Source organism: Bradyrhizobium sp. NAS96.2 (assembly GCF_001908235.1).
Classification (GTDB): Bacteria; Pseudomonadota; Alphaproteobacteria; order Rhizobiales; family Xanthobacteraceae; genus Bradyrhizobium.
In genome coordinates this window covers 20,838-37,266 of record NZ_LGHK01000061.1, presented here as the reverse complement: position 1 = coordinate 37,266, position 16,429 = coordinate 20,838, and the positions used below count along the sequence as shown (strand labels likewise).

The window sequence follows — 16,429 nt, the reverse complement described above, 5'->3', positions numbered from 1 at the left end:
CTCCGCTCAGGCGCACGGGTCTTGGTATGACCAGGGTTGCCAGCATCGGCGAATGCATGATCGAGCTGCGTCAGGCGCCGGGCGGCCAGCCCGGCGGGCTGTATTCGCGATCCTATGGCGGCGACACGCTCAACACCGCGGTCTATCTGTCGCGGCTCGGCGTCCACATCGATTACATCACGGCGCTTGGCGATGATCCGCTCAGCGATGAGATGATCGCCGGCTGGGCGGCGGAAGGCATCGGGACCAAGCATGTCGCGCGATTGGCGGGCAAGCTGCCCGGGCTCTATCTGATCCAGACCGACGACAAGGGCGAGCGGCGCTTCTTCCACTGGCGCGACAGCGCCGCCGCGCGCGAGCTGATGGACCTGCCCGAGACGGAAGATCTCCTGAACTCGCTCGCGACGTACGACCTCGTCTATCTCTCGGCGATCACGCTCTCGATCCTGCGCGAGGACGGACGGGAGCGGCTGATGGCGGCGCTGAAGCGGGCGCGGCTCTTGGGCACGCGCTTCGCGTTCGATACCAATTTCCGCGCGCGCGGCTGGCCGGACCTGACCGTCGCGCGGAAGGTGTTCAGCAGCGCGTTCGAGACCGCCGATATCGTGCTCGCTTCGACCGAAGACCTGGCGCCGCTCTATCCCGGCGAGAGCAACACGGCGCTGCTCGCCGGCATCTCGAGCCCCGAGGTCGTGCTGAAGCTCGCCGAGCCTGCCTGCATCGTGCGCTCCCCCGCGGGGACAAACGAGGTGAGGGCGGAGCCGCTGATCAAACCGGTGGTCGATACCACGGCGGCCGGCGACAGTTTCGCCGCGGCCTATCTCGCCGCACGTCTCGGTGGCGCCGAGCCCACAGAGGCGGCGCGCGCCGGCCATCGTCTGGCCGGCGTCGTGGTGTGCTATCCCGGTGCGATCATTCCACGCTACGCCATGCCGCCCAGGAAGGCGCCTCGTCCCCCACCATCCCGCAAGGCCTCGCTATGACAACGACATCGAAGCAGGACCAGATCGCCGAGCTGATCCGCCAGGCCACCGTGATCCCGGTGCTGACCATCGAGCGGCTTGCCGACGCCGTGCCGCTCGCCAGGGCATTGGTCGCGGGCGGCGTGCGGACGCTGGAGGTGACGCTGCGCACCGCGGTCGCGGTCGATGCGGCCAAGGCCATCATCGCCGAGGTGCCCGACGCCGTGGTCGGGATCGGCACCATCCTCAATGCCGACGATCTGGCCCGCGCCGAGGCGCTCGGCGCGCGGTTCGGGATCAGCCCGGGCGCGACGCCCGAGCTGCTGAAGGCGGTCGCCGCCAGCCGGCTGCCTTTCGCACCGGGGATCGCGACCGCGTCCGAGCTGATGCAGGCACTGGCGCACGGCTTCGACGTCGTCAAATTCTTCCCCGCCGAGCAGGCCGGCGGTATCAAGGCACTGCGCGCCTTGGCCGGTCCATTTCCGAACGTCAGGGTCTGTCCGACCGGCGGAATTGGTGAGGCCAATGCGGCGACCTGGCTCGCCGAGCCCAATGTGCTGGCAGTCGGCGGCTCCTGGCTGTGCCCGGCGGCCGATATCCGCGCCGGCAACTGGCCCGGCATAACCGCCATGTGCGCCAAGGCGATGAAAACGCTGAAAGCTGGCTAAAGATACGCTACATAACTCCCGAACAGGAACAGGGAGATACGGCCATGACAGCAGCCAGCATTGTGGGTTGGGCGCACACGCCATTCGGTAAGTTCGACGCGGAGACCGTCGAGAGTCTCGTGGTCAAGGTCGCCAATGAGGCGCTCGCCGATGCCGGCATTGCCGCGTCCGATGTCGATGAGATCATGCTCGGCCATTTCAACGCCGGCTTCTCGCCGCAGGATTTCACGGCTTCGCTGGTGCTGCAGGCCAATCCGGCACTGCGCTTCAAGCCGACCACCCGGGTCGAGAACGCCTGCGCCACCGGGTCGGCCGCCGTGCACCAGGGCATCCGCGCCATCGAGGCGGGTGCCGCGAAGATCGTGCTGGTTGTCGGCGTCGAGCAGATGACCAGGACGCCGGGCCCGGAGATCGGCAAGAACCTCTTGAAGGCGTCCTATCTGCCCGAGGACGGCGATACGGTCGGCGGCTTCGCCGGCGTGTTCGGCAAGATCGCGCAGGCCTATTTCCAGAAATACGGCGACCAGTCGGACGCGCTGGCGATGATCGCCGCCAAGAACCACAAGAACGGCGTCGCCAACCCCTATGCGCAGATGCGCAAGGATTTCGGCTTCGAGTTCTGCCGCGCCGAGAGCGAGAAGAACCCGTTCGTCGCGGGTCCCTTGAAGCGCACCGATTGCTCGCTGGTCTCCGACGGCGCCGCCGCGCTGGTGCTGACCGACGCCGAGACCGCCAGATCCATGGGCAAGGCGGTGAACATCCGCGCCACCGCCCACGCGCAGGATTTCCTGCCGATGTCCAAGCGCGACATCCTGCAGTTCGAAGGCTGCACCGTTGCCTGGCAGCGCGCGCTGGACAAGGCCGGCCTGAAACTCTCCGATCTCTCCTTCGTCGAAACCCATGACTGCTTCACGGTCGCCGAACTGATCGAATATGAAGCGATGGGCCTGACGCCGAAGGGCCAGGGCGCCCGCGCGATCATGGAAGGCTGGACCCAGAAGGACGGCAAGCTGCCGGTCAATCCGTCCGGTGGCCTCAAGGCCAAGGGCCATCCGATCGGCGCCACCGGCGTCTCCATGCACGTGATGAGCGCGATGCAACTCGCAGGCCAGGGGCCCGAGGGCATGCAGCTCAAGAACCCGCAGATCGGCGGCATCTTCAACATGGGCGGCGCTGCGGTCGCCAACTACGTCTCGATTCTCGAGCCGGCGAAGTAGCTTGAACATTGCCGAATGGCTGGCGGCGACGGCGCGGGCACGTCCCGATGCGCCGGCGCTGCTGACCGGCTTCGACCTCGACGCCGACTACGCGACCTTTGCCCGCCGCGCCGCCTCGATCGGGGCGGCGCTGGCGCGCGATCACGGCGTTGCCGCCGGCGACCATGTCGCGCTGTTTGCCTCGAACTGCACGCAATATCTCGAATGCCTCTACGGAATCTGGTGGATCGGCGCGGCCGCGATCCCGATCAACGCCAAGCTGCACGGTCGTGAGGCGGCGTGGATCTGCGGCAATGGCGGCGCAAAACTCGCTTTCGTCTCCGATGACACGATCGGTGCGCTGACGGAAGCCAAGGACGATTGCCCAGCCGGCATGACCCTGCTGTCGGTCGACAGCGACGCGTACAAAACGATACGGAGCGGCGAGGGCGCGCCCGCGCCGCTGCCGCGCGAAAGCAACGATCTCGCCTGGCTGTTCTATACATCGGGCACGACCGGCCGTCCCAAGGGCGTGATGCTCAGCCACGGCAATCTGCTGGCGATGTCGCTGTGCTATTTGGCCGACGTCGATCCCGCGACGCCGCACGATGCCTCGCTCTATGCGGCGCCGATCTCGCATGGCGCCGGCCTCTACAATTTCCCCCATGTCCGGATGGGCGGCCGCCACGTCGTTCCGGAGTCCGGCGGCTTCGATCCGGACGAGGTGCTCAACCTCGGCCGCCAGCTCGACAATGTCGTGATGTTCGCGGCGCCGACGATGGTGCGCCGCCTGGTCGATGCCGCCAGGAAGCGCGGCGAGAACGGCGAGGGGCTGCGCACCATCATCTATGGCGGCGGGCCGATGTATACCGCAGACATCCTGGACGCGATGGCGACGATGGGCCAGCGCTTCGTGCAGATCTACGGCCAGGGTGAGTCGCCGATGACGATCACGGCGCTGTCGCGCGGCTGGCACGCCCAGAGCGATCATCCGCGCTATCTCGAACGGCTGGCGTCGGTCGGCACCGCACAGAGCGTCGTCACCGTGCGCATCACCGGCAAGGACGGCAAGCCGCTGCCCGCAGGCGAGACCGGCGAGATCGAGGTCAAGGGCGCGACCGTGATGCTCGGCTACTGGAACAATCCGAAGGCCAACGCCGAGACGCTGAAGGACGGCTGGCTGCGCACCGGCGATGTCGGCCGGCTCGATGCCGACGGCTTCCTGACGCTGTCGGACCGCTCCAAGGACGTCATCATCTCCGGCGGCACCAACATCTATCCGCGCGAGGTCGAGGAAGCGCTGTTGACGCATCCCGACGTCCGTGAGGTCTCGGCGATTGGCGTGCCGGATCCGGAATGGGGCGAGATCGTCGTCGCCTGCGTCGTGCTGGAGGATGGCGCCACCCCCGACGACGGCAGGCTCGACGCGCATTGCCTTGCCTCGATCGCTCGCTTCAAGCGGCCGAAGCGCTATGTCTATCTCGATGCCCTGCCAAAGAACAATTATGGCAAGGTGCTGAAGACCGCGCTGCGGGAGATGATGGCCAAGGGCATGGGCTAAGGCGCGATGAGGCCGGGTTGAATCGAAAACATCGAAAACAACCCCATGCACAGTAGGGATGGGGGTGACTAAAGCGGTTAGGGGATAGGCCGCCGCCTCCCGTCGCGCTAAGCTGCCTGCGCCCAGTCACCGGGAGAACGGACCATGGGAATCGAGACGTCTCTGTCGCTGTCGGAAGTGAACGATCGCATCGCGATCCTCCGGGACAATATCAGGCAGCTGATCGAGCAGGCCGCAGGCGCCGCCGGCGCCGAAGTCGAGGAGCGCATCGCCCAGCGGCTCGAGCAGCAGAACGCGGAACTGGAGAAGCTCCTGAAGGCGCGCGAGGTGATGACGGGTGGCCAGTAGGATGGGCAAGGGCGCGTGCGCCGTGCCCACCCTCCACCGGCTCTGATGCAATGCACGCGTTCCGCTTCGCGGAAACCGCCGGCCGCCACCGCGCATGCGCCCATACGCCCGGCGCAGCTTGATCTCCGAGAAAACCTCCCGTTACTAGGCTTCAATCCAGAACAGCCGGGGAGCGAGCAGCACGATGGGACCATTGCAGGGTATCAAGGTCGTCGACATGACGACCGTGCTGATGGGACCCTACGCCACGCAGATGCTTGGCGACTACGGCGCCGATGTCATCAAGGTGGAATCGCCTGACGGCGACGTGACGCGGCAGATCGGCCCGACCCGGCATCCCGGCATGGGACCGGTGTTCCTCAACACTAACCGCAGCAAACGCTCGATCTGCCTCGACCTGAAGAAGCCGGCGGGGCGCGAGGCCGTGCTGCGGCTGATCGCGAAGGCCGATGTGCTGGTCTACAATGTGCGCCCGCAGGCGATGGCGCGGCTGCAACTCGGCTACGACGTCGTCGCCAAGGTCAATCCGCGGCTGATCTATGCCGGCGTGTTCGGCTTCGGCCAGGACGGGCCGTATGCCGCGAAGCCCGCCTATGACGATCTGATCCAGGGCGCGACTGCGCTGCCGGCGCTGATGGCGCAGACCTCGGACGGCGTGCCGCGCTACGTGCCGAATGCGCTGGTCGATCGTATCGTGGGCCTCACCGCGGTCGGCGCGATCTGCGCGAGCCTGGTACATCGCGACCGCACCGGGCAGGGCCAGCGCGTCGACATTCCGATGTTCGAGACCATGGCAGGCTTCGTCATGGGCGACCACATGGGCGGGCTGACCTACGATCCGCCGCTCGACAAGGGCGGCTATGCCCGCCACCTCTCGCCGGACCGGCGGCCTTACAAGACGCTCGACGGCTATATCTGCGTGATCGTCTACAACGACAAGCAGTGGGAGAATTTCTTCAAGGCGACCGGCCGCGACGATCTGCGCAGCGATCCGAAATTCGCGACCTTCGCCGGCCGCGCCACCAACATCGATGTCGTGTACGCCGAGCTCGCGCGCATCCTGCAGACCAAGACCACGGCTGAATGGAACGCGATCCTCGAGAAGGCCGACGTGCCCGTGATGCCGATGCACGATCTCGAGAGCCTGCTCGAGGACCCGCATATGGTCGCGACCGGCGTCTTCCCCGTCGTCGAACATCCGACCGAAGGCCGCATCCGCAGCATGACGCCGTCGGCGCGATGGTCGGAGACCAAGGTCGAGCCGCACCGGTTGGCGCCGCGGCTCGGCGAGCACAGTGAAGCGATCCTGCGCGAGGCGGGTTTCTCGACTGAGGAGATCGCGGCGATGCTGCGCGACGGCGCGGCCAAGGCGCTGAAGGCATAGGAGACGACAGATGGATTTCGCACTCTCCGCCAACCAGGAATCGATCCGCGACGCGGTGGCAAAAATCTGCTCGCGCTTTGACGAGGCCTATTGGCTGAAGAAGGACAAGGAGGGCGGCTATCCGGCCGACTTCCATCGGGCGCTGGCGGATGCCGGCTGGCTCGGCATCTGCATCCCCGAGGAATATGGCGGCTCCGGCCTCGGCATCACCGATGCCGCGATCATGATGCGCACGATCTCCGAATCCGGCGCCGGCATGTCCGGCGCATCGGCCGTGCACATGAACGTGTTCGGGCTCAATCCGGTTGTCGTGTTCGGCACCAGGGAGCAGTGCCAGCGCATGCTGCCGCCGATCATCGATGGCCGCGACAAGTCCTGCTTCGCGGTGACGGAGCCCAACACCGGCCTCAACACTACGCAGCTCAAGACCCGCGCCGTTCGCCAGGGCGACAAATACATCGTCAACGGCCAGAAGGTCTGGATCTCGACCGCGCAGGTCGCCAACAAGATCCTGCTGCTCGCGCGCACCACGCCGCTGGAGGAGGTGCGCAGCCCGACCCATGGCCTCAGCCTGTTCTACACCGATTTCGACCGCAAGCGCGTCACCGTGCACGAGATCGAGAAGATGGGCCGCAAGCCGGTCGACTCCAACGAGCTGTTCTTCGAGAATTTCGAGATCCCGGTCGAGGACCGCATCGGCGAGGAAGGTCGCGGTTTCGAATACATCCTGCACGGCATGAACCCCGAGCGCATCCTGATCGCGGCGGAAGCCGTCGGCCTCGGCCAGATCGCGCTGAAGCGGGCGTCGGAATATGCCAAGGGTCGCATCGTGTTCAACCGTCCGATCGGCATGAACCAGGCGATCCAGCATCCGCTGGCGAAGTGCTGGATGGAGCTGGAGGCGGCCTGGCTGATGGTGCTGCGCGCCGGCTGGCAATATGACCAGAATCTGCCATGCGGCCCCGCGGCGAACTCGGCGAAATATCTTGCGGCGGAAGCCGGCTTCCATGCCTGCGAGCAGGCGGTGATGACCCATGGCGGCTTCGGTTATGCCAAGGAGTACCACGTCGAGCGTTACTTGAGGGAGTCGCTGATCCCGCGCATCGCGCCGATCAGCCCGCAGCTCATCCTCAGCTTCATCGGCGAGAAGGTGCTCGGCCTTCCGAAGTCGTATTGATGAGAATGAGCTCGCGCACACACATCGTTGTCTTTTCCCTCCCCCTGAAAGGGGGAGGGCAGGGTGGGGGTCAGCCACAGCGGAGATCGCAGGGTGCGGAGACAGATCCCCACCCGGCTTGCTCGCGCAAGCCGACCTCCCCTTTGCAAGGGGAGGTGAAAAGATGAGCTTCGTCACCGGCGTCGGCCTCACATCCTACGGCAAGCATGAGGGCCTGTCCTCGCTCGACCTGATGAGCAAGGCAGCCGAGCTTGCGATCTCCGATGCCGGGCTGAAACGCGCCGACATCGACGGCATCCTGTGCGGCTATTCCACGGTCTCGCCGCACATCATGCTGGCCACGGTGTTCGCCGAGCATTTCGGCATCCGCCCATCCTACGCTCACGCCGTGCAGGTCGGCGGCGCCACCGGGCTTGCGATGACCATGCTGGCGCATCATCTGGTCGATGCCGGCGTGGCCAAGCACGTGCTGGTGGTCGGCGGCGAGAACCGGCTGACCGGGCAGAGCCGTGACGCCTCGATTCAGGCGCTGGCCCAGGTCGGGCATCCCGACTACGAGGTGACGCTGGGGCCGACGATCCCGGCCTATTACGGCCTGGTCGCGACCCGCTACATGCATGAATACGGGCTGACGCAGGAGGACCTCGCCGAGTTCGCCGTGCTGATGCGCAAGCACGCGCTGACGCATCCAGGCGCGCAGTTCCACGAGCCGATCACGGTTGCCGATGTGATGGCTTCGAAGCCGGTGGCGATGCCGTTAAAACTGCTCGATTGCTGCCCGGTGTCTGACGGCGGTGCGGCCTGCGTGATCAGCCGCGAGCCGACCGGCGAGCGCCGGGTCCGCATCCGCGGCTGCGCCCAGGCGCATACCCATCAGCACGTCACGGCGGCGCCTGCGCTCAGCGAACTCGGTGCGGAGATTTCGATCGCGAAAGCGAAGCAGGCGTCGGGCATCGCGATCTCGGACGTGCGTTACGCCGCAGTCTACGACAGCTTCACGATCACGCTCGCGATGCTGCTGGAAGATCTCGGCCTCGCCAAGCGCGGCGAGGCGGCGGCGCGGGTGCGCGCCGGCTATTTCAACGGGGATGGTGAGGTGCCGCTCAACACCCACGGCGGCCTGCTCAGCTATGGACATTGCGGCGTCGGCGGCGCGATGGCGCATCTGGTCGAGACTCATCTGCAGATGACCGGCCGCGCCGACAACCGCCAGGTGCGCGACGCCTCGGTTGCGCTGCTGCACGGCGACGGCGGCGTGCTGTCGTCGCATGTCAGCATGTTCCTGGAGCGCGTGCGATGAGTGGACCGATCGCTGACTGGACCAAGGGCGCGGAAGCCATCGTCTATCAGACCTGCAACGCCTGCGGCGCGCGGCAATATTTCCGCCGCAGTTTTTGCGCGGCGTGTGGCTCGCCTGATCTCGCCGAACATCGCGCGAGCGGGGCAGGGACGGTGTATGCGACATCGCTGGTCTGCCGAGCCGCAACGCCGGAGACGCGGGCGCATGTGCCCTACAACATCGTGCTGGTCGATGCCGACGAGGGCTTTCGCATGATGGCGCATGGCGACAACGACCTCGCCATCGGCGACAAGGTCTCGGCGCGCTTCACGCAATTTGCCGGACGGCTGGTGCCGTATTTCGCAAAGGCGAAATGAGAGGGGCTGAACGATCCAGTCAGAACGCGAAACCAGGCTGAATTGGTTCGCTCTCGCCCCTCCAGTTGCGGATGACTTGTTTAGGCATGATCTTTCCAAAAACCGCTACACACTTTTCGGGATCATGCCTCAGTGCCAGTAAAAGACAAAGCTGGCGATGACGAGCATTGCCGTCACCGCCAGCATTTGCGCAAGCGCTTCCGAGGCCGCCCTCTTGGTGGCTTCCTTCATGCGTTTCCCCTAGACTTGGGCGTGACTCATCGTTGCGCTCGAAGAGCGCGCGACGGCCAGATTTTTCTACTCGGAACACCCCGCGTCGAGCATCCGCTTTGATGAGTCCCCACTCAGCGAATATCGACTGTGGCAGGGTTGTCTTTGAATGCGGCGGCAATTTGACTCGGGCGTGTTGCTCCTGCGACGGCCGGCAGATACTGTTTCGAACCCGACAGAAACGACAGCAAGATCAAGGTTAGGAAATGGCCCGTATCGATTACTCCGATCCCGCGAAGGCAAGCCCGCGCACCCGCGAGATCCTCGACAAGAACCGCAACGCCAACATCTTCCGCATGATGGCGCATTCGCCGAGCTATTTTGAGCAGTACTGCCGGCTCGGCGGCGCGATCCGTCACAAGGGCGAGCTCGATCCGATCGTGCGCGAGCTTGCGATCACGCGCACCGGCATTCTCTGCGAGGCGCCTTACGAGATCGTCGCGCACAAGCGCATCGGCAAGAATGTCGGCGTCAGCGACGAGCAGAACGCAGCGCTCGAGAACTGGCAGTCCGCGACCTGCTTCAACGAAGTGCAGCGCGCCGCGCTGACCTTCACCGACGAGATCGTCAAGCTGAAGAAGCCGACGGACGCGACCTTCAAGGCGATCGCGGCGCTGCTGACGCCGGCCGCGCTGATCGAGCTGCAGCTCTCGGTCGGTTTCTACATCATGACGTCGAAATTTCTCGAGACGTTCGAGATCGATATGCAGCCGGTGACGGAAGTGGTGAGCTGACTTTCTTTGCCTCGCCCCGCGTGCGGGGAGAGGCCGGACCGCATGCAGCGAAGCGGAATGCGGTTCGGGTGAGGGGGAGCCTCCGCGAGTCCAACTCGAAGCTATTTTGCGGATGCAGCCCCTCACCCCAACCCTCTCCCCGCAAGAGCGGGGCGAGGGAGAGGAAAGAGCTACCCCGACGTCAGCAGATCGACCTTCGCGTTAGCCACGATCAGCCGCTCGGCGAGGATCTGCGCGAGGTTGCGCATGATCCGCTCGCCGGCGCGCGGGTGCTGCTCGCGGAAGCGCTCGAAATCCGCGATCGCGACCTCATAGGCGGTCGCCGACATGTCGGCCACCACATCCGCCGAGCGCTTCGGCTCCAGCAGCGCCATCTCGCCGAACGCCATGCCGGCGGTCAGCGTCGCGAGCCGGATGCCGTCGGGCAGGGTGACGTGGACGACGCCGCTGCGCAGGAAGAACAACGAGGCCGCCTCGGTGCCCGCGGTGATGATCTTCTCATTGGGCTGATAAGTGTTGACCGTGCAGAGCGCGGCGAGGTCGGCGATCTCGGCTTCGCTCAATCCGGCCAGCAGCGGCTGCTCGGAAAGCTCTGTCGTCTCGAGGAAGTCGATCGAGCCGCCATAGCGGTAGACGATCTGGTCCTCAGCCCATTCGATCGCGGTGTCGAGCAGGTAGAAATCCCTGATGTTGCCGAGCCGGTTGGTCCACTCGCTGATCGTGGTCCATTCGCGCGAGGTCCGCTTGATGCCGGACAGGATCACCGTGACGCCGAGCTCCGCCAACTCCTGGAAGGCCTCCGCGACCAGCCTTGCGCCGGCGCGGGTCGTCGCGGTGACACGGCGCAGGTCGAAGATCACGAATTCCGGCCGCGGGCTGCCGGCGAGGCGGCGCGAGACGTAGTCGACATTGGAGAGCGACAGCGTGCCGACCAACTCGATCACGCGCACCTCCTGGAAGTGCCTGGCCAGGATCTCCTGTTCCTGCGGCCGCCGCACCCGGCGCGACGGGTTCTTGCCGATATTGTAGTCGGCGATGATGCTGTGGCGGGCGTCGTCGCTGCGGTTCAGCATGTGCAGGTCGTAATGCGCCGACAGCGTCTCGCACACTTTGATGCCGCGCACGCTGTTGCCGTGCTTGTCGAGTTTTGGCGAGTAGCTACCGAGCCCGAGCCGCGCCGGCAGGGCCGCCAGGATGCCGCCGCCGACGCCGCTCTTGGCAGGGATGCCGACGCGGTAAATCCATTCGCCGGCGTAGTCGTACATCCCGGACGACGTCATCACCGACAGCGTGCGCGCAATCGCGTAAGGCGTCACCACTTGTTCGCCGGTCAAGGGATTGATGCCGCGGTTGGCCAGCGTCGCCGCCATCACGGCGGTGTCGCGCGCGGTGACCAGGATGGCGCATTGCCGGAAATAGACGTCGAGCACCGCAGGCACGTTCTCGGTGATCACGCTGTTGGTGCGCAAGAGATAGCCGATCGCCCGGTTGCGGTCGCCGGTGGCGCTCTCGGAGGCATAGACCGCCTCGTCGACATCGAGCTCGCGGCCGGCGAAGCGGCCGAGCGCATGGCGGATGTAGTCGAGCGCGCCGTCGCCCTTGTCGGCATGGAGCAGGCCGGAGCAGGCGATCGCGCCGGCGTTCACCATCGCATTGAACGGGTGGTTGTCGGCATTGAGCCGGATCGAATTGAAGGGGTCGCCGGATGGTTCGACGCCGATCACGCTTTCCACCCGCTCGGCGCCCAGCGTGTCCAGCGCCAGCGCGAACACGAACGGCTTTGACATCGACTGGATGGTGAAGGGCACCCTGGTGTCGCCGACCTCATAGACATGGCCGTCGAGGGTCGCCAGGCTGATGCCAAAATGGGCAGGATCGGCCTTGCCGAGCTCGGGGATGTAGTCGGCAACCGCGCCGGCGGCCTCCGGGAGGAAGTCCGCGTAACAAGTGTGCAGAAACTGCAGCAGCGGCGGCTGCGAGCGGGCCCAGTTGACGGTGCTGGCGGTGACGGGAGGAGGCGATCGTTTCATCGCCTCCTGTTGTGCAACGCAATCAGGGCGCGCGCAACCGAGCGCGCCTCGACGTCAGCCGTGAGGCGGCCGGCTCGAGAGGATGCCGACTTTCGAACAGATGTTCACAAAACGAGCGATTGCTCGGCATTTGTTTCGTCATACGAAACTTCTTGATCGGGAATGTTTCGAAAGCGAAACAGCGTGCGCCGTTGCGTTGGGTGCAAGGCAACCACCACCCAGGATGCGGCATCTGGGAATTTGATCCGCGCGAGGCGGCGGCACGCCCGCCGTCAGGTCTCGACGATCGCGATCGCCTGGCCTTCGGCGATAACATCGTCAATCCTCACCAGAATTGACTTGATTTTGCCTGCTGCCGTCGATGTGACCGGTATCTCCATCTTCATCGCCTCGACGAATGCAATCTCGTCGCCATCGCCGATGCTGCTGCCGGCTTCAACAGGAAGCGCGCAAACGCGCCCGGCAACTTCGGTCACAACCTTGATCTCTGGCATTCCACTCTCCGATACCGTCTTGCGGAAATTTCATCCGGCGAACGGCTTTTTGTTGTGGCGGCAGATTGCCTGAGGTAGCTTCATCTGCAAGTGGAATTTTATTCCGCATGACGGAATGGAGCCAAACAAGATGGGACGGCGCTCGGAACGGCTTAGCAGGCAGGGAATGCTCGCCAGCGAGACTGGCGATGGCGATGTGATTCAGGTGGTGTCGCGCGCCTTCGATGTGTTGCGGTGCTTCGAAGGACATGAAGCGCGGCTCGGCAATCTCGAGATCTCGAACCGCTGTGGTCTGCCGCGTTCGACGGTGTCGCGCTTGACGCACACGCTGACGCGGATGGGACAACTCGTCTATCTGCCGCGCGATCAGAAATATCGCATCGGGCCGAGCGCGGTCGCGATGAGCACCACGATGATGAAGGGGCTGCAGCTTCGCAATCTGATCCGGCTGCGCTTGCAGGATGTCGCGGACCAATTGCCCGGCACCGTGGGCTTCGTCATCCCCGACCGGTTTCATCTGGTCTATCTGGAGTTCGCCCGCGCGGCGAACGCGCTCGGCCTGCATGAGGCGACCGGCAGCCGCATCTCGATGGCGACCACCGCCGCCGGCCATGCCTACACCGCGGCGCTTGATCCCGCGATCGGTGATGCGCTGATCGCAGAGATGGAAGGCGAGTTGCCCGAGGGTGCCAAGATGCTGACGCCGCGCATCGCGGCCAACCGCCGGCATCTGCAGGAGCATGGCTATGTCGTCGCCTGCGGCCTGTGGAGCCCGCACATCAACGGCGTCGCGGTGCCGCTGTGGTCGCCGCAATATCAGACCTATGTGGTCACCACGATCGGCCTGCTCTCGGCGATGTATGACGAGGCGCGGCTGCATCGCGAGGTCGCACCGCAAATGGTCGACCTCGCCGCTGCACTCGGCAGCCTGCTCGAAGGCGCCGATGGCGACATCTTCAGCAATCGGATCGAACGCAAGTCGCTTCCGGTGACCGCCCATAACAACAACAAAATCATCAAGACGGGAGTAGTGAATGAACTGGAAGCCGGAACTCGACGACCTCGCCCGGCGCGAAGCGTTCGCGCGGGAGATGGGAGGCGTTGACAAGGTCAAGCGGCAACGCGACCAGGGCCGGCTCACGGTTCGTGAGCGCATCGACAAGCTTGTCGACCAGAACAGCTTTCACGAGGTCGGTGCCATCTCCGGCATCGCCGAATACGACGAGAGCAACGAACTCAAGCATCTGACGCCGGCGAACTGCGTGTTCGGCCGCGCCAGGGTCGACGGCCGCACCGTGGTCGTGGTCGGCGACGATTTCACCGTGCGCGGCGGCTCGGCGGATGCATCGATTTCCGCCAAGCCGCTGATGGCGGAGGAGATGGCGCACGACTTCCGCCTGCCGATCATCCGCGTGATCGAGGGATCCGGCGGCGGCGGCTCGGTGAAGACCATCGAGACCAGGGGCGCCGCCAATCTGCCCGGTGGCGTCGGCGGCACGCGCTGGTACTGGTACACGACCGCCAATCTGGCGCGCGTGCCGGTGGTCGGCCTCGGGCTCGGCTCGGTCGCAGGCCTCGGCGCCGCGCGGCTCGCGGCCACGCATTACTCGGTCATGACCAAGAGCTCCGCGATGTTCGTCGCCGGTCCCCCGGTGGTGAAGCGGCTCGGCCAGGATCTGACCAAGCAGGAGCTCGGCGGCGCCGACATCCAGACCCGTGCCGGCGGGATCGACCAGGCCGTCGACACCGAGGAGGAGGCGTTCGACTACGCGCGGCGCTTCCTGTCCTACCTGCCGTCGTCGGTCTACGATTTGCCGCCGACCATTCCCTGCACCGATGACCCGGAGCGCGCCGAGGAATCGCTGATGAAGGCCGTGCCGCGCAACCGCCGGCAGGTCTACAAGATGCGGCCGATCATCGAGGCGGTCGTCGACAAGGGCTCGTTCTTCGAGGTCGCCGCCAATTTCGGCCGGCCTGTCATCACGGGACTAGCGCGGATCGAGGGCAGGGCGGTGCTGCTGCTCGCCAGCGATCCCTTCCACTATGGCGGCTCGTGGACCTCGGATGCGTGCCAGAAGGTGGTGCGCTGGGTCGACTTCGCCGAGACCTTCCATCTGCCGGTGGTCTATCTGATGGATTGCCCCGGCTTCATGATCGGGCTCGAGGCGGAGAAGTCGGCGACCATTCGCCACGGCGTGCGCGCGATGGCCGCGGTCAACCAGAGCACCGTGCCGTGGTGCACCATCATCATCCGCAATGCCTTTGGTGTTGCCGGCGTGGTGCATCAGCCGGCCAACCGCTTCTCGATGCGCTATGCCTGGCCGTCGGCCTATTGGGGCTCGCTGCCGCTCGAGGGCGGCATCGAAGCCGCCTACCGCGCCGAGATCGATGCGGCCGAAGATCCCGCCGCCAAGCTGCGCGAGATCGAGGATCGCCTCAACAAGCTGCGCTCGCCGTTCCGCTCGGCCGAGAAATTCTGGGTCGAGGAGGTGATCGATCCGCGCAAGACGCGCTCGCTTCTCTGCGAGTTCGCGCGCCTCGCCGAGCCGATTCGCAAGGTGGGGCCGCCGAGCAACATGTCGACGCGGCCGTAAAGATCATCTAGCCGTCATTGCGAGGAGCGCAGCGACGAAGCAATCCATATCTCCGCAAGCGGTCACATGGATTGCTTCGCTTCGCTCGCAATGACGGCGGAAGAGACGACACATCCTACTCCGCCTCGCGATGCACGTCGTGGATCACGATGCCCATGCCGTTCTCGGGCATCTTGATCCATTCGCGGCGCTTCAGCGAGCGCTTGGTGTCCTCGTGCCCGCTCACCCAGTGCTCGCGCATCGAGGTGCCGGAGAATTCGTGGTCCTTGGCGTCGCCCTCATAGGCCTTCTGCTGATAGATCAGCTGCAGCAGCGTGATGCCGGGCAGCCGGCTGTTCGCCTTCTTGAGCTGACGCTCGTCGTCCGAGAGCTGCTCGTCGGGAATCTTTCCCAGCGCGTTATGCAGGGCGGTGCGCAGATTGTAGGTCTTGCGGTAGACGTCGGTGTTGTAGCGGGTGCGCGACGAATACACGATGTCCTTGTGGCGGGCCATCACGTCCTGGATGTCGCGCGGCAGCGCGCCGCGCGCCGAGAACAAATCGACCTGGAACACCAGCGAATTCATGTTGTCTTCCTGGTCGAGCAGATGCTGCAGCGGCGTGTTGGAGACGATGCCGCCGTCCCAGAAATGATCGGTGCCGACCTTCACCATCGGCAGCGCCGGCGGCAGCGCGCCGCTCGCCATGATGTGCTCGGGGATGATCTCGTCATGGGCGTTGTCGAAATAGATGAAGTTGCCGGAGAGCACGTTCACCGCGCCGACCGCAAAGCGCATCTTCTTGGAATTGATGCGGCCGAAATCGACCAGTTCGAGCAGCGATTCACGTAAGGGCGTCGTGTCGTAATAGCTGGTGGCGGTGCGGGCGCCGGCCGGGCTGAACCACGGATTGGTCTGATGCGGGGTGAAGAAGCCGGGCTGCCCCAGCGTCGTCGTCAGCCACGAGCTGGTGAAGTTGCGCGCCTTGCGGAAGATGTCGCCATCAGGCGTGTAGTGCCAGATCTTGCGGTTGGTGATGCGGTCCCAGAAGGTGTGCAGCCGCTCCAGCCGCTTGTCGGGCGGATTGCCGGCGATGATCGCCGAGTTGATCGCGCCGATCGAGACGCCGCAGACCCAGTCGGGTTCGATGTTGCACTCATGCAGCGCCTGGTAGACGCCGGCCTGATAGGCGCCGAGCGCGCCGCCGCCCTGCAGCACCAGCGCCACGCGATCGCATCCTTGGGGACGCCAGCCGGGTGTCGCGTGCTCGATATCGTCGGCATGAGGGGTTCGCGCGTCCATATCAGACACTCCAAAAAAATCGCGGCGAGAATTCAGGGCGCCGATGACGCGGTGATGACAAGCGTTGCGCCGGCGC

The 16,429-nt window shown here is 65.2% G+C and carries 15 protein-coding genes; 12 read left to right on the top strand and 3 right to left on the bottom strand.

The window, feature by feature from the left end:
• Positions 1-26 precede the first annotated feature (26 nt).
• The 10 genes from AC628_RS14730 to AC628_RS14685 all read left to right on the top strand — a co-directional run bounded on the left by AC628_RS14730 (position 27) and on the right by AC628_RS14685 (position 9,956).
• A complete protein-coding gene (locus tag AC628_RS14730) occupies positions 27-983 on the top strand; it encodes a sugar kinase (RefSeq protein ID WP_074127517.1) in 957 nt (318 codons plus the stop codon).
• Entirely contained in the window at positions 980-1,630 is a 651-nt protein-coding gene (gene eda / locus AC628_RS14725) for a bifunctional 4-hydroxy-2-oxoglutarate aldolase/2-dehydro-3-deoxy-phosphogluconate aldolase (RefSeq protein WP_074127516.1), read from the top strand. The genes AC628_RS14730 and eda overlap by 4 nt, the downstream gene beginning before the upstream one ends.
• A gap of 44 nt (positions 1,631-1,674) precedes the next feature.
• Positions 1,675-2,847: an acetyl-CoA acetyltransferase gene (locus AC628_RS14720; protein WP_074127515.1), complete on the top strand. Its 1,173-nt coding sequence runs from the start codon at positions 1,675-1,677 to the stop codon at positions 2,845-2,847.
• A 1-nt stretch (position 2,848) separates the two neighbouring features.
• On the top strand, positions 2,849-4,387 hold the full coding sequence (locus tag AC628_RS14715) for a class I adenylate-forming enzyme family protein (protein ID WP_074127514.1): 1,539 nt from the start codon (positions 2,849-2,851) through the stop codon (positions 4,385-4,387).
• 144 nt (positions 4,388-4,531) lie between these two features.
• Entirely contained in the window at positions 4,532-4,735 is a 204-nt protein-coding gene (locus AC628_RS14710; protein ID WP_074127513.1) for a hypothetical protein, read from the top strand.
• Positions 4,736-4,919: 184 nt separating this feature from the next.
• Positions 4,920-6,119 carry a CaiB/BaiF CoA transferase family protein gene (locus AC628_RS14705; RefSeq protein ID WP_074127512.1) on the top strand — a complete coding sequence of 400 codons (1,200 nt, stop codon included), beginning with the start codon at positions 4,920-4,922 and terminating at the stop codon, positions 6,117-6,119.
• Between the two features lie 10 nt (positions 6,120-6,129).
• A complete protein-coding gene (locus AC628_RS14700; RefSeq protein WP_016847185.1) occupies positions 6,130-7,296 on the top strand; it encodes an acyl-CoA dehydrogenase family protein in 1,167 nt (388 codons plus the stop codon).
• A 163-nt stretch (positions 7,297-7,459) separates the two neighbouring features.
• Positions 7,460-8,596 carry a thiolase family protein gene (locus AC628_RS14695; RefSeq protein WP_074127511.1) on the top strand — a complete coding sequence of 379 codons (1,137 nt, stop codon included), beginning with the start codon at positions 7,460-7,462 and terminating at the stop codon, positions 8,594-8,596.
• Entirely contained in the window at positions 8,593-8,952 is a 360-nt protein-coding gene (locus AC628_RS14690) for a Zn-ribbon domain-containing OB-fold protein (RefSeq protein ID WP_074127510.1), read from the top strand. The genes AC628_RS14695 and AC628_RS14690 overlap by 4 nt, the downstream gene beginning before the upstream one ends.
• Positions 8,953-9,428: 476 nt before the next feature.
• Positions 9,429-9,956: a carboxymuconolactone decarboxylase family protein gene (locus AC628_RS14685; protein WP_074127509.1), complete on the top strand. Its 528-nt coding sequence runs from the start codon at positions 9,429-9,431 to the stop codon at positions 9,954-9,956.
• 170 nt (positions 9,957-10,126) lie between these two features.
• Here AC628_RS14685 and glsA read toward each other — a convergent pair whose 3' ends face one another.
• Together glsA and AC628_RS14675 are read right to left on the bottom strand one after the other, a co-directional pair.
• On the bottom strand, positions 10,127-11,986 hold the full coding sequence (glsA, locus tag AC628_RS14680; RefSeq protein WP_074127508.1) for a glutaminase A: 1,860 nt from the start codon (positions 11,984-11,986) through the stop codon (positions 10,127-10,129).
• Positions 11,987-12,258: 272 nt separating this feature from the next.
• Positions 12,259-12,480: an acyl-CoA carboxylase biotin carboxyl carrier protein subunit gene (locus AC628_RS14675; protein ID WP_050418842.1), complete on the bottom strand. Its 222-nt coding sequence runs from the start codon at positions 12,478-12,480 to the stop codon at positions 12,259-12,261.
• A 130-nt stretch (positions 12,481-12,610) separates the two neighbouring features.
• Between AC628_RS14675 and AC628_RS14670 the strand changes: the two genes are divergently transcribed.
• Both AC628_RS14670 and AC628_RS14665 read left to right on the top strand, forming a co-directional pair.
• The gene (locus tag AC628_RS14670) at positions 12,611-13,585 is read left to right on the top strand and encodes an IclR family transcriptional regulator (RefSeq protein WP_074127534.1); all 975 of its coding nucleotides are present in this window, start codon (positions 12,611-12,613) and stop codon (positions 13,583-13,585) included.
• Positions 13,515-15,074 (top strand): acyl-CoA carboxylase subunit beta, encoded by a 1,560-nt coding sequence (locus AC628_RS14665; protein ID WP_074127507.1) that lies wholly within the window; start codon positions 13,515-13,517, stop codon positions 15,072-15,074. Before AC628_RS14670 ends, AC628_RS14665 begins: the two co-directional genes overlap by 71 nt.
• Positions 15,075-15,189: 115 nt before the next feature.
• Here the strand turns inward: AC628_RS14665 and AC628_RS14660 are convergent, their stop codons facing one another.
• Positions 15,190-16,353, bottom strand: a complete 1,164-nt coding sequence (locus tag AC628_RS14660) for a patatin-like phospholipase family protein (RefSeq protein ID WP_074127506.1) — start codon at positions 16,351-16,353, stop codon at positions 15,190-15,192.
• Positions 16,354-16,429: the final 76 nt, after the last annotated feature.